The organism is Roseburia lenta, assembly GCF_014287435.1.
GTDB lineage: Bacteria > Bacillota > Clostridia > Lachnospirales > Lachnospiraceae > Pararoseburia > Pararoseburia lenta.
On sequence record NZ_JACOPG010000004.1, the window covers coordinates 45,452 to 63,488 of the forward strand.

General features: G+C 46.4%; 13 protein-coding genes. 12 read left to right on the forward strand and 1 reads right to left on the reverse strand.

Annotation, left to right across the window (positions count from 1 at the left end; genetic code table 11):
• The first annotated feature begins 5 nt into the window (after positions 1-5).
• The 11 genes from leuB to H8R94_RS10155 all read left to right on the forward strand — a co-directional run bounded on the left by leuB (position 6) and on the right by H8R94_RS10155 (position 15,044).
• Positions 6-1,112 (forward strand): 3-isopropylmalate dehydrogenase, encoded by a 1,107-nt coding sequence (leuB, locus tag H8R94_RS10105; protein ID WP_118282148.1) that lies wholly within the window; start codon positions 6-8, stop codon positions 1,110-1,112.
• Positions 1,113-1,319: 207 nt separating this feature from the next.
• Positions 1,320-2,987: a dihydroxy-acid dehydratase gene (gene ilvD, locus H8R94_RS10110; RefSeq protein WP_118282145.1), complete on the forward strand. Its 1,668-nt coding sequence runs from the start codon at positions 1,320-1,322 to the stop codon at positions 2,985-2,987.
• 23 nt (positions 2,988-3,010) lie between these two features.
• A complete protein-coding gene (ilvB, locus tag H8R94_RS10115; RefSeq protein ID WP_186854582.1) occupies positions 3,011-4,696 on the forward strand; it encodes a biosynthetic-type acetolactate synthase large subunit in 1,686 nt (561 codons plus the stop codon).
• Positions 4,697-4,698: 2 nt separating this feature from the next.
• The gene (gene serC / locus H8R94_RS10120) at positions 4,699-5,781 is read left to right on the forward strand and encodes a 3-phosphoserine/phosphohydroxythreonine transaminase (protein WP_118282140.1); all 1,083 of its coding nucleotides are present in this window, start codon (positions 4,699-4,701) and stop codon (positions 5,779-5,781) included.
• 21 nt (positions 5,782-5,802) lie between these two features.
• Positions 5,803-6,966 (forward strand): phosphoglycerate dehydrogenase, encoded by a 1,164-nt coding sequence (locus H8R94_RS10125; RefSeq protein ID WP_186854583.1) that lies wholly within the window; start codon positions 5,803-5,805, stop codon positions 6,964-6,966.
• Positions 6,967-7,131: 165 nt separating this feature from the next.
• On the forward strand, positions 7,132-7,998 hold the full coding sequence (locus H8R94_RS10130; RefSeq protein ID WP_178009255.1) for a mechanosensitive ion channel family protein: 867 nt from the start codon (positions 7,132-7,134) through the stop codon (positions 7,996-7,998).
• Positions 7,999-8,048: 50 nt separating this feature from the next.
• Positions 8,049-10,952 (forward strand): insulinase family protein, encoded by a 2,904-nt coding sequence (locus H8R94_RS10135; protein WP_186854584.1) that lies wholly within the window; start codon positions 8,049-8,051, stop codon positions 10,950-10,952.
• Between the two features lie 16 nt (positions 10,953-10,968).
• Positions 10,969-11,880, forward strand: coding sequence for a GTPase Era (gene era, locus H8R94_RS10140; RefSeq protein ID WP_186854585.1), 912 nt, complete (start codon positions 10,969-10,971; stop codon positions 11,878-11,880).
• A gap of 163 nt (positions 11,881-12,043) precedes the next feature.
• On the forward strand, positions 12,044-12,772 hold the full coding sequence (gene recO / locus H8R94_RS10145) for a DNA repair protein RecO (RefSeq protein ID WP_118282129.1): 729 nt from the start codon (positions 12,044-12,046) through the stop codon (positions 12,770-12,772).
• Positions 12,773-12,875: 103 nt separating this feature from the next.
• Positions 12,876-13,589: a hypothetical protein gene (locus H8R94_RS10150; RefSeq protein WP_186854586.1), complete on the forward strand. Its 714-nt coding sequence runs from the start codon at positions 12,876-12,878 to the stop codon at positions 13,587-13,589.
• 57 nt (positions 13,590-13,646) lie between these two features.
• Entirely contained in the window at positions 13,647-15,044 is a 1,398-nt protein-coding gene (locus H8R94_RS10155; protein WP_118282124.1) for a glycine--tRNA ligase, read from the forward strand.
• A 67-nt stretch (positions 15,045-15,111) separates the two neighbouring features.
• Here the strand turns inward: H8R94_RS10155 and H8R94_RS10160 are convergent, their stop codons facing one another.
• The gene (locus H8R94_RS10160; protein ID WP_186854587.1) at positions 15,112-16,344 is read right to left on the reverse strand and encodes a helix-turn-helix transcriptional regulator; all 1,233 of its coding nucleotides are present in this window, start codon (positions 16,342-16,344) and stop codon (positions 15,112-15,114) included.
• Positions 16,345-16,510: 166 nt separating this feature from the next.
• Here H8R94_RS10160 and H8R94_RS10165 point away from each other — a divergent pair, with 166 nt between their 5' ends.
• Positions 16,511-18,022 carry an MFS transporter gene (locus H8R94_RS10165; protein ID WP_186854588.1) on the forward strand — a complete coding sequence of 504 codons (1,512 nt, stop codon included), beginning with the start codon at positions 16,511-16,513 and terminating at the stop codon, positions 18,020-18,022.
• Positions 18,023-18,037: the final 15 nt, after the last annotated feature.

Genomic DNA, 18,037 nt, shown 5'->3' on the forward strand with positions numbered 1-18,037 from the left:
ATAATATGGAATACAAAGTAGGCGTCATCAGTGGTGACGGAATCGGACCGGAAATTGTTTCGGAAGCAAAGAAAGTCTTGGATCGTATCAGTCAGGTTTACGGACATACGTTTCATTATGAAGATATTTTGATGGGAGGCTGCTCGATTGACGCAACCGGCGTACCGTTGACCGATGAAGCGATCGCAGCGGCAAAGGCATCGGATGCCGTATTGATGGGCTCGATCGGTGGCAATACCGCGACTTCTCCATGGTATAAACTGGCACCGGAACTCAGACCGGAAGCCGGACTTTTGAAATTGCGCAAATCCCTGAATTTATTTGCAAATTTAAGACCGGCATATCTGTATGAGGAGTTAAAGGCAGCATGTCCGCTCCGCGATGATATTATCGGGGATGGTTTTGACATGATGATCATGCGTGAACTGACCGGAGGACTTTATTTCGGTCAGAGAAGCACAGAGGAAGTAGACGGTGTCTTAACAGCACATGATTCGCTTACATATAACGAAAACGAGATCAGACGTATCGCAAAGCGTGGCTTTGATATTGCAATGAAGCGTCGTAAGAAGGTAACCAGTGTTGACAAGGCAAATGTTTTGGATTCTTCCCGTTTGTGGCGCAAGGTCGTAGAGGAAGTGGCAAAGGATTACCCGGAAGTCACTTATGAGCATATGCTGGTTGATAACTGCGCAATGCAGTTAGTCAAAGATCCAAAGCAGTTTGATGTGATCTTAACGGAAAACATGTTTGGCGATATTTTATCCGATGAAGCCAGCATGGTGACAGGATCCATCGGTATGCTTTCATCCGCAAGTTTAAATGAGACTAAGTTCGGTCTTTACGAACCGTCCGGCGGATCTGCACCGGATATTGCAGGAAAGGGCATTGCCAATCCGATCGCAACCATACTGAGTGCAGCCATGATGCTCCGATACAGTTTTGATCTTGATACCGAGGCAGATGCCATTGAACAGGCAGTCAAAGCTGCCCTTCATGATGGCTATCGCACGATCGACATCATGCCGCGCGAAGGCGAATCCATGGAAGGCATCACACAGGTCGGAACCGCCGAGATGGGTGATCTGATCTGCCGCTACATCGTGGAGTAGATAAAGGAAGAAGTATCATTTTTAGTATATCCAGCCGTATGATAAGGTGTGATTGTTTGCATTCTGACCTTTAAAAAACGTCGTCACTTAATGAGCGATAGCGAATTTAGTGAGGCTACGTTTTTTACAGAGTGAGAACGTGTCAGAAAGCAAACAATCGCACCTAAGATATACGGCGTCAGACAGAAGTAAAGGAGAAATAAAAAGATGAGAAGTGACAATGTGAAAAGTGGTATGCAACAGGCACCGCATCGAAGCCTATTCAATGCCTTAGGCTTCACCGAAGAAGAAATGAAAAAACCTATGGTAGGTATCGTTAGTTCCTACAACGAGATCGTACCGGGACATATGAATCTGGATAAGATCGTCAACGCCGTAAAACTTGGCGTAGCAGAAGCAGGCGGTGTGCCGGTGGTATTCCCAGCCATTGCAGTCTGTGATGGTATTGCCATGGGGCATTCCGGCATGAAGTATTCTCTGGTGACCAGAGATCTGATCGCCGACTCTACCGAGTGTATGGCTTTAGCCCATCAGTTTGATGCCCTGGTTATGGTGCCAAACTGTGATAAAAACGTACCGGGACTTTTGATGGCAGCAGCCCGCGTCAATGTACCGACCGTATTTGTTTCCGGTGGTCCGATGTTAGCAGGACATGTTAAGGGCCAGAAGCGTTCTTTGTCATCCATGTTTGAAGCCGTCGGTGCTTATGAAGCAGGCACTATGACAGAGGATGATGTCAAAGAATATGAAGAAAAGGTCTGCCCGACCTGCGGTTCCTGCTCCGGTATGTATACCGCTAACTCTATGAACTGTCTGACTGAGGCTCTTGGTATGGGACTTGGTGGCAATGGTACGATCCCTGCTGTTTATTCTGAGAGAATCAAACTTGCCAAGCATGCAGGTATGGCTGTCATGGATATGTACCGCAAGGACATCCGTCCGAGAGACATCATGACAAAGGAAGCCATCATCAACGCATTGACGGTGGATATGGCACTTGGCTGTTCTACCAACTCTATGTTGCATTTGCCGGCAATCGCACACGAAGTTGGATTTGACTTTGATATTTCCTATGCAAATCCGATCAGCGAAAAGACCCCGAACCTCTGTCATCTGGCACCGGCAGGTCCTACCTATATGGAAGATCTCAACGAGGCGGGCGGTGTCTATGCTGTTATGAAAGAACTGGCAGATATCGGACTTCTCAACACAGACTGCATGACCGTGACTGGTAAGACGGTGGGAGAAAATATCAAAGATGCTGTAAATAAAAATCCGGAAGTCATCCGTCCGGTTGACAATCCATATTCCAAGACTGGCGGACTTGCTGTATTAAAGGGAAATATCGCACCGGATGGCGGTGTTGTAAAGCGTTCTGCCGTTGTGGATGAAATGCTGGTACATTCCGGCCCGGCAAGAGTCTTCGACTGCGAAGAAGATGCTATTGCAGCCATCAAGGGCGGCAAGATCGTTGACGGCGATGTGGTAGTCATCCGTTACGAAGGACCAAAGGGGGGGCCTGGTATGCGTGAGATGTTAAATCCGACATCTGCGATCGCCGGTATGGGACTTGGTTCTACCGTTGCCCTGATCACAGACGGACGTTTCTCCGGTGCATCCAGAGGTGCATCCATCGGACATATTTCACCGGAAGCAGCCGTAGGCGGACCGATCGCATTGGTGGAAGAAGGCGATATTATTTCCATTGATATTCCAAACATGACGATCCATATGGAAGTCTCTGACGAAGAACTTGCCAAGAGAAAAGCGGCTTGGCAGCCAAGAGAGCCAAAGATCAAAGAGGGCTATCTGAGACGTTATGCAGCACAGGTTACCTCAGGTAACATGGGCGCTATCTTAAAACAGCCGGAATAAGTCGAAAGAAAAGGGGAAGAATCATGGAACTGACAGGAGCACAGATCGTTATTGAGTGCTTGAAGGAGCAAAAGGTAGACACCGTTTTCGGGTATCCGGGCGGTGCGATCTTAAATGTTTATGATGAATTATATAAGCACAGTGATGAGATCCATCATGTGCTGACATCCCATGAGCAGGGAGCGAGTCATGCAGCGGATGGCTATGCAAGAAGTACAGGTAAGGTGGGCGTCTGTCTGGCAACGAGCGGACCGGGGGCAACGAACCTTGTCACCGGTATTGCAACGGCACAGATGGATTCAGTGCCTATGGTTGCCATTACCTGTAATGTTACCGTACCGCTTCTGGGAAAGGATAGTTTTCAGGAAGTGGATATTGCCGGTATTACCATGCCGATCACAAAGCATAACTTTATCGTAAAAGATGTGACAAAACTTGCCGACACCATGCGGCGTGCTTTTATGATCGCAAAGACAGGCAGACCGGGACCGGTCCTTGTGGATATTCCAAAGGATGTGACCGGTGCCAAGTGTGAATATACTTTTAAAGAGGCAGAACCGGTCGGGCGTGTGACAAAGGATCTGACAGAGGAAGCCTTAGAAAGAGCAGTAGCCCTGATCGAGGCAGCAAAAAAACCATACATATTTGTCGGTGGTGGAGCCGTGATCAGCGATGCCGCAGAAGAATTAGCAGACTTTGTATCGCTTGTAGATGCGCCGGCCTGTGATACCCTGATGGGTAAGGGTGCTTTTGACGGAACCAAGCCTGCCTATACCGGTATGCTTGGCATGCATGGTACCAAGGCATCCAATCTGGGCGTCAGCGAATGTGATCTTTTGATCGCTGTCGGATCGCGTTTTAGTGACCGCGTCCTTGGCAATCCAAAGACTTTTGCAAGCAATGCCAAGTTATTACAGTTTGATGTAGATCCGGCAGAGATCAACAAAAATGTCATCGCGACCGCAGAGGTGATCGGGGATATCAAGGAGATCTTAAAACGGATCAATCCAATGTTAAAGAAGCAGGATCACAGCGACTGGATGGCGCATGTGATGGATCTGAAAGAAAAGTATCCGGCAAGTTATTGCACGGATGGACTGTCCGGTCCATTTGTGGTCGAGGAGATCTATCGTCAGACAAAGGGCGATGCCATCATGGTGACCGAGGTAGGACAGCATCAGATGTGGACAGCACAGTATTATAAATATGCAAAGCCGCACAGACTTTTGACTTCGGGCGGACTGGGAACCATGGGCTATGGTCTTGGTGCAGCCATCGGCGCACAGATCGGAAACCCGGATAAACAGGTCGTCAACGTAGCAGGCGACGGATGCTTCCGTATGAATATGAATGAAGTCGCGACTGCGGTGCGTGAGAACTTACCGCTGATCGAGGTCATCATCAACAACCATGTACTTGGTATGGTACGCCAGTGGCAGACTTTATTCTATGACAAGAGATATTCATCCACTGTCTTAAATGATGGTGTGGATTATGTGAAAATGGCGGAAGCTATGGGGGCTACCGGTTTCCGTGCGACCAGCAAGGAGGAATTTACAGAGGTCTTTGCAAAAGCACTGGATATGAAGACACCGGTAGTGATCGATTGTGTGATCAACTGCGATGACAAGGTATGGCCAATGGTCGCACCGGGTGCACCGATCAGTGATTGTTTTGATGACAAAGATATAGAAAAGAAAGGAATGTAAAAATGAGCAGAGTGTACAATTTTTCAGCAGGACCTGCGGTACTTCCGGAAGAAGTACTGAAAGAAGCAGCAGACGAGATGATGGATTACAGAGGATGTGGAATGTCCGTGATGGAAATGTCGCACCGCTCGAAGGTCTTTGACGATATCATCAAAGAGGCAGAGGCAGATCTGCGTGATCTGATGCAGATTCCTGACAATTATAAGGTACTGTTCTTGCAGGGCGGTGCTTCTCAGCAGTTTGCAGCCATCCCGATGAATTTGATGAAAAACCGCAAAGCAGGCTACATTGTGACAGGACAGTGGGCAAAGAAGGCTTTTGCAGAAGCAAAGATCTACGGCGAGGCAGTGGAGTTGGCATCATCGGCAGACAAGACATTCTCCTATATCCCGGATTGCTCGGATCTGGATATTCCTGAAGATCTGGATTATGTGTACATCTGTGAGAATAACACCATTTACGGAACAAAGTATAAGACTTTGCCAAATACCAAGGGACATACCCTGGTGGCTGATGTTTCTTCCTGCTTCTTATCAGAGCCGGTAGACGTGAGCAAGTATGGCGTGATCTATGGTGGCGTGCAAAAGAACATCGGACCGGCAGGCGTGGTCATTGTGATCATCCGTGAAGACCTGATCCGCGATGATGTGCTTCCGGGAACACCTACCATGCTCAAGTACAAGACACAGGCAGATGCAGATTCTTTATACAACACACCGCCATGCTACGGTATTTACATCTGTGGCAAGGTATTCAAGTGGTTAAAGAAGATGGGCGGTCTTTCTGTCATGAAGGAACGCAATGAAGAAAAGGCAAAGATCCTTTATGATTTCTTAGACCAGAGCAAACTTTTCAAGGGAACCGTCCGCAAGGAGGACAGATCTCTGATGAACGTACCTTTTGTAACCGGAGATGCAGATCTGGATGCCAAGTTCGTAGCCGAGGCAAAGGCAGCAGGCTTTGAAAATCTGAAAGGTCACCGCACGGTTGGCGGTATGCGTGCCTCTATCTACAATGCTATGCCAAAAGAGGGCGTAGAGGCGCTGGTTGCTTTCATGAAGAAGTTTGAAGAAGAAAATGCATAAATCGTAAAGGAGAGATGACCTATGTTTTCATATCATTGCCTGAATCCGATCGCCGAGGTGGGATTGGATCAGTTTTCAACAGATTATAAAAAGGTGGAGGCAGCGGTGACTGCCGATGCTATCTTAGTCAGAAGTGCAGCCATGCACGATATGGAGTTTGGCAGAAATTTGCAGGCAATCGCAAGAGCGGGGGCTGGTGTCAACAACATTCCGCTGGAGCGCTGCGCCAAGGAAGGTATCGTCGTATTTAACACACCCGGTGCAAATGCCAATGGTGTCAAGGAACTTGTTTTCGCCGGTATGCTTTTGGCATCCCGCGATATTGTCGGCGGTATTGAATGGGTCAAATCCCAGAGTGGCGAGACTGATATCGCAAAGATGGCAGAAAAGCAGAAAAAGGCATATGCAGGTACGGAACTTGCAGGCAAGAAACTGGGTGTGATCGGTCTGGGCGCCATCGGTGTCAAGGTTGCCAATGCGGCAACCCATCTTGGCATGGATGTCTATGGATACGATCCATATATCTCTGTGCAGGCGGCTTGGAATCTGAGCCGTTCCGTAAAGCATATCGATGCTGTGGAAGACATCTACAAGGAATGTGATTTTATCACCATCCATGTGCCGCTTCTGGATTCGACCAGACAGATGATCAATAAGTCTGCTATCCAGATGATGAAAAAGGATGTCATCATCTTAAACTTTGCAAGAGATCTGCTGGTGGATGAGCAGGCAGTTTTAGACGGTATTGCAGCAGGAAAGATCCGCAAGTATGTATCCGATTTCCCAAATCCGACGACAGCAGGTCAGGATGGCGTGATCGTCATCCCACATCTGGGGGCATCTACCGCCGAGGCAGAGGATAATTGTGCTATCATGGCAGTGCAGGAGATTTCCGATTACATGGAAAACGGTAATATCACACATTCCGTCAATTACCCGGATTGCCAGATGGGCATTTGCCAGACGGCAGGACGTATCGCACTTTTGCACTACAATCGTCAGGGCGTGATCGCACAGTACACGACCATTCTTGGCGATGCCAATATCAACGTTTCCGATATGACAAACAAGACCAGAGGAGACTTTGCGTACGCACTTCTTGATATTGATGCGCCGGTGACACCGGAAGTTGTCGAGAAACTGGATGCGATCGAGGATATGATCCGTGTGCGCGTTGTAAAATAAAGGTTCTGATCCTACATAGGTATAGAAAAAGAAAGCAGGAGAGCAGCATTTTTTTGTTGCTCTCCCTTGTGGTTTTAGCGAGACTGTTGTAACATGGCAGAGGAAGTATTTTCAAAATACACAGATGAGAATTTATGATTTTTAACCAAAAGAAGGGGATACAAAATGATTTTAATGTCACAGGTATTATCTGATAATCTGATTAAAAATTTGGACGAAGGCGTAATGAAAAGTTGGCTGCAATCGGTGCTTCCATCGGTACTGGGCTTTTTCTGGAGTGTGGTGCTGGCACTGCTTATCGCTTACATTGGTGGTAAGATCATCAATCTGGTGCGACGTATGTTCCAAAAGTCTTTGCGTCGCCGGGATGCAGAAGAGGGGGTTTGCCAGTTCGCAGATCAGGTGCTCAAATATTTCCTGTGGATCGTAATTATCGTGATTATTTTGGGCTTGTTTGGATTTACGGCATCCTCGCTTGCAGCCGCAGTGGCATCTTTGGGTGTGACGGCAGGTCTTGCTTTACAGGGAAGTTTGTCGAACTTTGCGGGTGGTCTTTTGATTCTCGTTTTGCATCCTTTCCGCGTGGGAGATTATATCATTGAAGATACACATAAGAATGAGGGAACGGTCATTGAGATCAGTGTATTTTATACAAAATTGCGCACAATTGATAATAAGATCATTGTTATTCCAAACGGTACACTTGCCAATACGAGTCTAACCAATGCGACCAAGAGCGACCGCAGGCAGATGGATCTGGTCGTGCCGATTGGTTATGATGCCGACATCAAAAAGGCAAAGGATATCTTAATGGAACTGGTGGAGGCAGAAAATAGACGCCTGCCGGAGGATGTCAATGTCTTTGTCAAGGAATTGGGGGCAAGTTCCGTGGATCTGGGACTTCGTTTCTGGGTGCCGACCGATCAATACTGGCCGGTGCGCTGGCAGTTGTTGGAAGACATCAAGATCCGCTTTGACGCGGAGAAAATCTCCATTCCATTCCAGCAGGTCGATGTCAATATCAAGCAATAGAGGTGGAATTTCCACACAAGATAGAAAAAGAGTATGGGAGGAAGACAAATATGCATAATGCGTATGAGTTGATCAAAGAAGAAAATCTGGGGGACTTAAATTCCAAGGGCTATGTGCTGCGTCACAAGAAAAGTGGGGCACATATCAGTTTGATTGAGAATGATGATGACAATAAGGTGTTCTACATTGCTTTTCGCACACCGCCAAAGGACTCTACCGGTGTAGCGCATATCATTGAACATACCGTGCTTTGCGGTTCTGACAAATATCCGCTCAAGGATCCTTTTGTAGAACTTGTCAAAGGTTCCATGAACACCTTTTTGAACGCCATGACTTACCCGGATAAGACCGTTTATCCGGTGGCAAGTTGCAACGATCAGGATTTTAAAAACCTGATGGATGTTTATATGGATGCTGTTTTTCATCCAAACATCTACCATGACCCGGAGATCTTTATGCAGGAGGGCTGGCATTATGAACTGGAAAGCCGAGAGGACGACCTGACCATCAATGGTGTTGTTTATAATGAAATGAAGGGGGCTTTTTCTTCCCCGGATGATGTGGTTAATCGCGAGATCTTAAATTCTTTGTTCCCGGATAATACCTACAGTGTGGAGTCGGGTGGAGATCCAAAGGTCATACCGGAACTGACCTACGAAGATTTTCTGGGATTTCATAAGAAATATTACCATCCATGCAATTCTTATATCTATCTGTATGGAAATATGGATATGGATGAGCGGCTGGATTATCTGGATCGTGAATATCTGTCGAAGTACGACAAGATCGAAGTGGATTCTGAGATCAAGAAGCAGGAACCTTTTACCCGCCCACGCGCGGTAGATAAGACTTATCCGATTTCTTCAGCAGAGGATGAAAGAGACGCAACCTATTTGGCATACACCTTTGTTATCAGTGATGCGCTGGATCAGGAATTATACCAGGCATTTGACGTTTTGGAGTATGCGCTTTTCAGTTCTCCGGGTGCGCCGGTGCGTACAGCACTTTTGGAAAAGGGGATCGGAAAAGATATCATCGGTTCTTTTGATACCGGTATGCTGCAGCCTATGTTTTCTGTTATGGCGCGCGGTGCCAACCCGGAAGATAAGCAGGCTTTTGTCGATGCCATTCAGGAAGTTTTATTGCATCAGGTAGTCGATGGTATTGATAAAAAGGCACTCCTCGCAGGTATCAATGCGTCACAGTTCCAGTTCCGCGAGGCAGACTTTGGCAGTTTCCCTAAGGGACTGATCTTTGGCTTGCAGTGCATGGATAGTTGGCTGTATGACGAGGATCAGCCGTTTGTCCATATGCATGGTATCGATGTCTTAGACGGACTTCGCAAAAAGGTGGATACCGGTTATTTTGAGAAATTGATCGAAACCTATCTGCTTGCCAATACCCATGCATCTGTTCTTATGGTTGAGCCAAAGAAGGGGCTGACCACAGAGGCAGAAGAAGAGTTAAAAAAGGAACTGGCAGAATATAAGGCAAGCCTTTCAGATGAGGCACTGGATGCTTTGGTCGAGCAGACCAAGACCTTAAAAGAACATCAGCAGGAACCGTCCTCCAAGGAGGCTCTCGAGTGTCTGCCGATGTTAAAGAGAAGTGATCTGAAAAGGGAAGCACGTCCGCTTGATCTGATCGAAAAAGAAGTTGACGGTATCAAAGTCCTGCATCACAAAGTCTTTAGCAATGGCATCCATTATCTGAATCTGGTCTTTGATGTGACAGGTATTGGGCAGGAGGATTGGAAGTATCTGTCTCTTTTGAGCCGTATGCTCGGACTTGTGGATACCGAGAATTATTCTTATGCAGACCTTGCCAATGCAGTCAATATCTACACCGGTGGCATTGGGGCATCCTTGAATGTCTATGATCCGGCGGAGGGTAAGACCCACTTTATGTGTGAAGTGCGTGCCAAGTTCTTATATGGCGAGGTAGAAAATGCCATCAATCTTATCGAGGAGATCATTTTACATTCTGACTTTTCGGATGAAAATCGTATCCGCGAACTGGTGGCTGCCCAGCGTTCCCGTCTGGAAATGCGTATGAGCAGTGCAGGTAATGTACTTGCCGCAGGGCGCGCTATGTCATGCTTCTCCGTGCCGGCACTCATCACGGATTCCATCAGTGGTATTGCCTATTATCAGTTTGTCAAGGATCTGGACGAACATTACGAGGAAAAGAAAGACGAGATCCGCAGCAAGTGTCAGGAACTGGTAAAGAAAGTCTTTACCAGGGATCATCTTTTGGTAAGTTCTACCGGAGACGATCAGGCATTTACCCAGGTAGAGACCTATCTGCCGGGCATTGCAGAGCATCTCTTTGCAGGCGGTAAAAAGGAAGCGGCACAGGAGATCAGACTGACTCGCAAAAAAGAGGGATTCAAGGATGCCTCTCAGGTGCAGTATGTATGCCGTGCCGGTAATTTTACCAAGGATGGCTATGAGTTTAACGGCGCACTCAATATTCTGCGCGTTGCCCTTTCCTATGACTATTTCTGGATCAATGTCCGTGTCAAGGGCGGCGCCTATGGCTGCCGCAGTGCCTTTGGAATGAATGGGGATACCTATTTTGTATCTTATCGTGATCCAAATCTGGAAAAGACCAATGAGATCTTTGCGCACACGGCAGACTATGTCCGAGATTTTGATGTGGATGAACGAGATATGACTAAATATATCATTGGTACGATCAGTGAGATGGATACGCCGCTGACACCGGCACAGCGCGGCACGAGAGCCCTGTCCTGCTATCTAAGGGATGTGACTTTTGCAGACTTGCAGCGCAACCGTGACCAGGTCTTGAATGCCACAGTAGAGGATATCCGTGCGCTGGCACCGCTGGTACAGGCAACCATGGATCAGGATTATTTCTGTGTTGTCGGAAACGAGGATACGCTGACGGCAGCCGCAGATATGTTTGACGAGTTATACAATTTATACGAATAAGAGTAAGGAGCATTACATGCAAGATAATTTTAAATCAGGTTTTGTCACCATTATCGGACGACCAAATGTTGGAAAGTCTACCCTTATGAACCATTTGATCGGACAGAAGATTGCGATCACTTCCAACAAGCCGCAGACGACCCGCAACCGCATCCAGACGGTTTATACGGATCCGGAACTGGGGCAGATTGTATTCTTAGATACGCCGGGCATCCATCAGGCATCCAATAAACTTGGCGAATATATGGTCAGCGTGGCAGAACACACGATGCAGGATGTGGATGTGATTCTCTGGCTGGTGGAGCCGTCTGATTATATCGGTGGCGGCGACAGACATATCGTAGAGCAGTTGCAAAAGACCAAAACCCCGGTTATCCTTGTGATCAACAAGATTGACACGGTAGACCATGATGCGGTCTTTGGCGTGATCGAGGCTTATCGCAAACTATATGATTTTGCTGAGATCGTGCCGCTTTCTGCCTTACGCGGAAAGAATTGCAATGTCCTTTTAGACCAGATCTTTAAGTATCTGCCTTACGGACCGGCATATTATGATGAGGACGTGGTAACAGACCAGCCTCAGCGTCAGATTGTAGCTGAGATCATCCGTGAGAAGGCGCTCCATGCACTTTCCGAGGAGGTGCCACACGGTATCGCGGTTTCCATCGATCAGATGAAATGGCGTTCGGGCAAGCAGGGCATGTATGACATTGACGCAACCATCATATGTGAAAAAGACTCACACAAGGGCATCATCATCGGCAAAGGTGGTGCCATGTTAAAAAAGATCGGAAGCAATGCCAGATACGAGTGTGAAAAAATGCTGGATGCCAAGGTCAATCTCAAACTCTGGGTCAAGGTCAAGAAAGACTGGCGCGACAGTGATTATCTGATCAAAAATTTTGGTTATCGTAAGGACGAGATCTAATTCCATTTTTTATCTGGTATATCTTCTTTTTTGCTGGAGAATCTAAAGAATAGAGAAGCGAAAAAGAGGTGTGCGTCTATGGATGAATGGTGGGAGAGATTTACGGCAAGCGGCAAGGTAAGTGACTACCTTGCTTATTGTAAAATGGCGGAGGAAGAGTCCCATGGGATTCAATATTGTTCTGACAGGGATGGTTCTTTCGGCGATTCCTGTGGGAGAGTACGACAAGAGAATAACGATACTTACCAGGGAGCGCGGCAAGATCACGGCTTTTGCTAAAGGGGCACGTCGTTCCGGTAACCAACTTTTGGCGGCAGCCAATCCTTTTGCCTTTGGTCAGTTTGAGGTCTACCAGGGCAAGAGTACATATACCGCGGTGCGTGCGGACATCAAGAATTATTTCCGGGAACTGGCAGAAGATTTTGATATGGTCTGCTATGGTTACTATTTTCTGGAGATGGCGGAATACTATGCACAGGAAAATGCAGATGAAGTAGAACGCTTACGGCTTTTGTACCAGACACTTCGGGCGCTTGAGAGCCGTAAGTTTTCTTTTGCGCTGATCCGGGGCATCTACGAGTTAAAGACCTGGACGATCAATGGGGAATATCCTAATGTCTTTGAGTGCTTATCCTGTGGTAGCAAAGAGCATCTGGACTTCTTTTCCATGCGGCTGCGGGGCTGTGTCTGTGCGTCCTGCCAGGGCAAGACCGGTGGCAATCCGATAGACGGATCGACCCTTTATGCCATGCAGTATATCATTTCCACTTCTGTGGAAAAATTATACACCTTCCGTCTGACACCGGCGGTGGAGGCAGAGTTTCTGAATTTACTGCAATCCTACCGGAATCATTATGTGGGACATAAGTTTAAGAGCGAGGACTTTATCTGAGCCACAGGGACGTTCCTGTGGCACAAGGCGGTTGAAAAAATAATTGTGTCATAGTATAATAGTGCAGATTGTTAAGTGCTTCAAATAGGAGGACCATTGATACATGGAAAATAAGAAAAAGCATTCTGCCAAGGCAGCACAAAATGCGAGAGAAAATAAGATAAAGGCGAGAAACCAAAAGATCGTCCAGCACAGGATCGCGATCCTGATCGCCGTCATTATCCTTGTGATCGCTGCGATCGTTGCGGTTGTCAAGTTTAGCGGATGGTTTGATAAGATACCGGATCAAAGTACCCTTACGATCTCAGATGACGGCAAGGTGATCTGTGAAGAATTGACAGACTTTGCGGAGGATTACTCCCGAAGTGAGTTAAAGACTTACATGAAGGAAGAGATCAAAGAATACAACGATACCAAAGGCAAAGACAGCGTCAAATTAGACAAAATAAAGTTTTACAGTGACCTTGCCCATGCCAAGACTACCTATGCGTCTGCAGAGGATTACAGCAAGTTTACCGGCTATGGACTTTATACCGGTACGATCAAGTCGGCAGTCAAGCAGGGCTTTGATTTCTCAGATGCTTTTGTCAGTGTTACGGACGGAGAAAAGGGGACATCGGTTGATACTTTAGACATTACTTCCCAAAAGAAGTTAAAGGTGGCCATCATCAAAGAGAATATCAATGTCACGGTAGACGGCACCATCCTTTATGTTTCCGATGCCTGCACGACCATGGTGGATAAGAGTACCGTCTCAATCGAACAGCCGGATGGCAATGCAGATGCTACACAGTTGACCTATATTATTTATAAGTAGAGTGTTATACAGGAGATTGCCTGTACACAATAGAACAAGAAATGAGAGGATCAGATTATGGAAAAGACAATGGACAAGATTGTTGCTTTATGTAAAGCAAGAGGATTTGTATATCCGGGTTCTGAGATCTATGGAGGTCTTGCGAACAGTTGGGATTACGGAAATCTTGGTGTGGAACTGAAGAACAATATCAAAAAGGCATGGTGGCAGAAGTTCGTACAGGAGAGCCCATACAACGTAGGTATCGACAGTGCGATTATCATGAACCCACAGACATGGGTGGCTTCCGGTCATTTGGGCGGATTTTCTGATCCTTTGATGGATTGTAGAGAGTGTCATGAGCGTTTCCGCGCGGATAAGATCATCGAAGATTTTGCGCAGGAAAATGATATTACCTTAGAGACATCCGTAGATGGATGGACCGCAGAAGAAATGATGGGATTTATCAAGGAACACAGTGTTCCATGTCCTACCTGCGGCAAGCATGATTTCACAGATATCCGTCAGTTTAACCTGATGTTCAAGTCTTTCATGGGCGTTACCGAAGATGCAAAGAATACCGTTTATCTTCGTCCGGAGACAGCACAGGGTATTTTTGTAAACTTCAAAAATGTGCAGCGTACTTCCAGAAAGAAGTTACCGTTTGGTATCGGTCAGATCGGTAAGTCTTTCCGTAACGAGATCACACCGGGTAACTTTATCTTCCGTACCAGAGAGTTTGAGCAGATGGAACTTGAGTTCTTCTGCGAGCCGGGAACCGATCTGGAATGGTTCCAGTATTGGAGAGGCTTCTGCCGCGACTGGTTACTTTCTCTTGGCATGAAAGAAGAAGAATTACGTCTGCGTGATCATGATCCTGCAGAACTTGCTTTCTACTCCAAAGGAACGACCGATATCGAGTTCTTATTCCCATTTGGATGGGGCGAACTTTGGGGTATCGCAGATCGTACCGATTATGATCTGACCCAGCATCAGAATACATCCGGTCAGGATCTGACCTACTTTGATGATAGCAAGGGCGAGCGTTATATCCCTTATGTTATCGAACCTTCTCTTGGCGCAGACCGTGTACTTTTGGCATTCCTTTGCGCTGCTTATGATGAGGAGAATATCGGAACAGAAGAAAAGCCGGATATGCGTACGGTGCTTCATTTCCATCCGGCAATCGCACCGGTCAAGATTGGCGTGCTTCCACTTTCCAAGAAGTTAAATGAGGGCGCTGAGAGCGTATATGCCCAGTTGTCCAAGAAGTACAACTGTGAATTTGATGACAGAGGAAACATCGGTAAGCGTTATCGTCGTCAGGACGAGATCGGAACACCATTCTGTGTTACTTACGATTTCGATTCTGAGGAAGATGGAGCCGTTACTGTTCGTGACCGTGACACTATGGAGCAGGAGCGTATCAAGATCGAGGATCTGGATGCATACTTTGCAAAGAAATTTGAGTGGTAATTTTATCCATAAGAAAACAAAAGGTCTTTCCCATAAGGGAGAGGCCTTTTTCTGTGCTTGGGATATCCTATCTATGGGATCTTCGATAGTCGGTCGGCGTGCAGTTCATCACAGCCTTAAAATCACTGCAGAAATGCGTGTAAGAAGAATAATGAAGATATTCGGCGGCATCGGCGATGGATATTTCGGATTCCAGCAGCATCCTGGCGGCATAGTGCATCTTGAGATCGCGGTAATACTGTTTTGGGGAAATGCCGACTTCTGTTTTGAAAAGGCGGTTCAGATAGTAGGGCTCGTAGCCGGTCTGGTCTGCCAACTGTGCGGTCGTGACGCCACTTGTGATGTTGTTCTTCAGATATGTCATGCATTTTCTTATCACAGGGCTGTATTGCTTTTTCTCGTCCATCGCTTCTTGTACCAGTGCGCAGTAGGTCTGGTGAATGTCTTGGTGTAACTGGTTCATGCCGAGTGGAGAGTGCGTATTTTCAATTTCCTCGATGAAGGACTCCTGTGCGCGGTAGGCGGTGGAGATCAGTACACCGGCTTCTATGGCTTTATGGCATTCTAAAGCGTTCAGGATGAGTAATGAGTCCTTACGGCTGCGTGATGGTTCCGCTACATTGGCATATTCGGTTGGCACGGTTGCAAGCCGACCCTTTTGCACCATGTCGTTTAATTCTGCAGCATAAAGGCTGCTTTGTCCCTGTGCAACCTCGTTTAACAGCAGGTTTTCAAAATGATAGATGTTTTCGTAGACCACATCCCGATCTTCGGAAACATCACTTGCCACGGGAAAGGAGGCTGTAGCAAGAAAGGAGGTATCCTGCATATGGTCAAAATCATTCATAGAGATGCGCTGCCCATTGACCAGATAATGCAGCATCATGCCATAGTGGGCAAATTGGCTGTATTTCATGACGGGGAGTTCTTGCATCTGGGCAATAAGTTTGTGCTTGTCGGAAAAGGACATACCAAGCGACTCATATTGGCGCAGACAACGCTCCATAGCCTCGTTGGAATAGGGACTGTAGAAGATGGGACCGAGCACATGTACACGCACCAAGTTTCCCTCTCTTTTTTCATAGACAGCTTCCCAGACAAAGCCGATGTAGGCCGCCAGAACAAAGGGGGTGTCATGGTTCTTTCCGTGGGAAAAAATCATTTCCATATATTCCTCAGTACTTAAAAAAGCACTAAAAATACGACCTATGTTATCGTTTGATCGTATCATTCGCCGGTCTGCGTCGAAAGTAATCAGATGCAGTTGGGGAATGACCGAGAATAATGCGTAAATATCCATTGCATTTTCATCTCCTTTTTTCTATCGTAACCATACTTTACTAAAAATAGAATAAAAAAGCAAATTTTAGTATTAAAGCATGTGCAAAAAGGTCATATGATAATGCCAGAGGGTGTATCAAATTGTGAAAAGATACAGAAAAAAGACAACTCAAAGGAGGAGAACAATGGGGAATAAAAAGTTAAGCGCGGCAAGCGTGAGAGATGGTGTAGAATACCGCACCGCCAGTAAATTATCTATGGCACTTGGTGTCGCAACCAATGGTGGAGGTATGTGTTTTTATCTTTTGATGATGTACGCATCCTACATAGCCAATGCCGGTTATGGAATCGCAGTTGCGGTTGCCGGAATTATTATTACAGGAACACGTATTTTTGATGGTATCACAGATCCTTTAGTGGCATTTGTTTTTGACCGCATCAAGGCTGGAAAGCATGGAAAGATCCGAATCTTCCTATTCGCAGCATGGGCGGTTATGGCACTGGCATGTTTCATGATGTATGACTGGATGAGTGGCAAGTACACAGGTGTAGCCGGTGTGGCATGGTTCATCGGCATCTATGTGGTATATATCATTGGTTATACCATGATGAATATGTCATCCGGAGCTGTCGGCAACCTGATCACCAACGATCCAACCCAGCGTCCTTTCATGAACCTGATCGGAACCATTTATTCATACTGTGTACCAATGGTATTTAACACCATTATTTCATTTGCAGTTTTACCAAAATATGACAATCAGTATAATGCAGCCTGTCTGCGTGAAGCATGTGTGTGGTATGTTGCGGGTGCCTTTGTATTTATGATTCTTGCATGTATCGGTCTGACACCATGTGACAAACCGGAAGTGTTAAACAGTGTGACTTTTGGTGATGATGGTAAGGAAAAGAAGATCGGATTTAAGGATATGTGGAATCTGCTCAAGGATAACAGAAATATGCAGATGTGGATCATTACTGGTGCTTCTGATAAACTGGCACAGACCACAGCCGGACAGTCTATCGTTATGACACTCTTAAGTGGTGTGCTGATCGCGAACTATCAGACAGCAACTATGCTTGGTAATATCACGGCGATCATTGGTATTGCCTTTGCGACAATTGGCGGTATGTATGTTGCAAAATTCGGAGCCAAGAAAGCAACATCTGTCTGGTCATGGGCATGTATCGGCTTGTCTGTTGTGATGGTTGTATTCTGTACCATCTTAGGACCAACCGGTATGTCAAGCATTGGTAAGTTCGGTGTTCCAATGATCATTTATCTGGTTCTTAATGTTGGATTGACCGGTTTTAAGATGATCCTTTCTACAGCAAGTGGTGTTATGAGAGCTGATGTTTGTGATTATGAGTTTGAGCGTTCCGGCAATTTTATGCCGGGTACCGTAGGCGGTGTGTATTCCTTCCTCGATAAGATTATTTCTTCACTGGCATCAACCATTGCTGCTCTTATGGTATCTCTGATCGGATATAAGACCGTGATGCCACAGATGGGAGATAAGGCAACACCTGCAGTATTCTGGATGACTATGTTCTTAGCATTTGGACTGCCTGTCATTGGCTGGATCTTTAATGTTATTTCTATGAAGTACTATGATCTTGACAAAGAAAGAATGGTTGAAGTACAGAAGAACATTGTAGCCATGAAAGCAGAACAGGAAGCGAAGAAAGAAGCATAATTTAGCAATTTACAA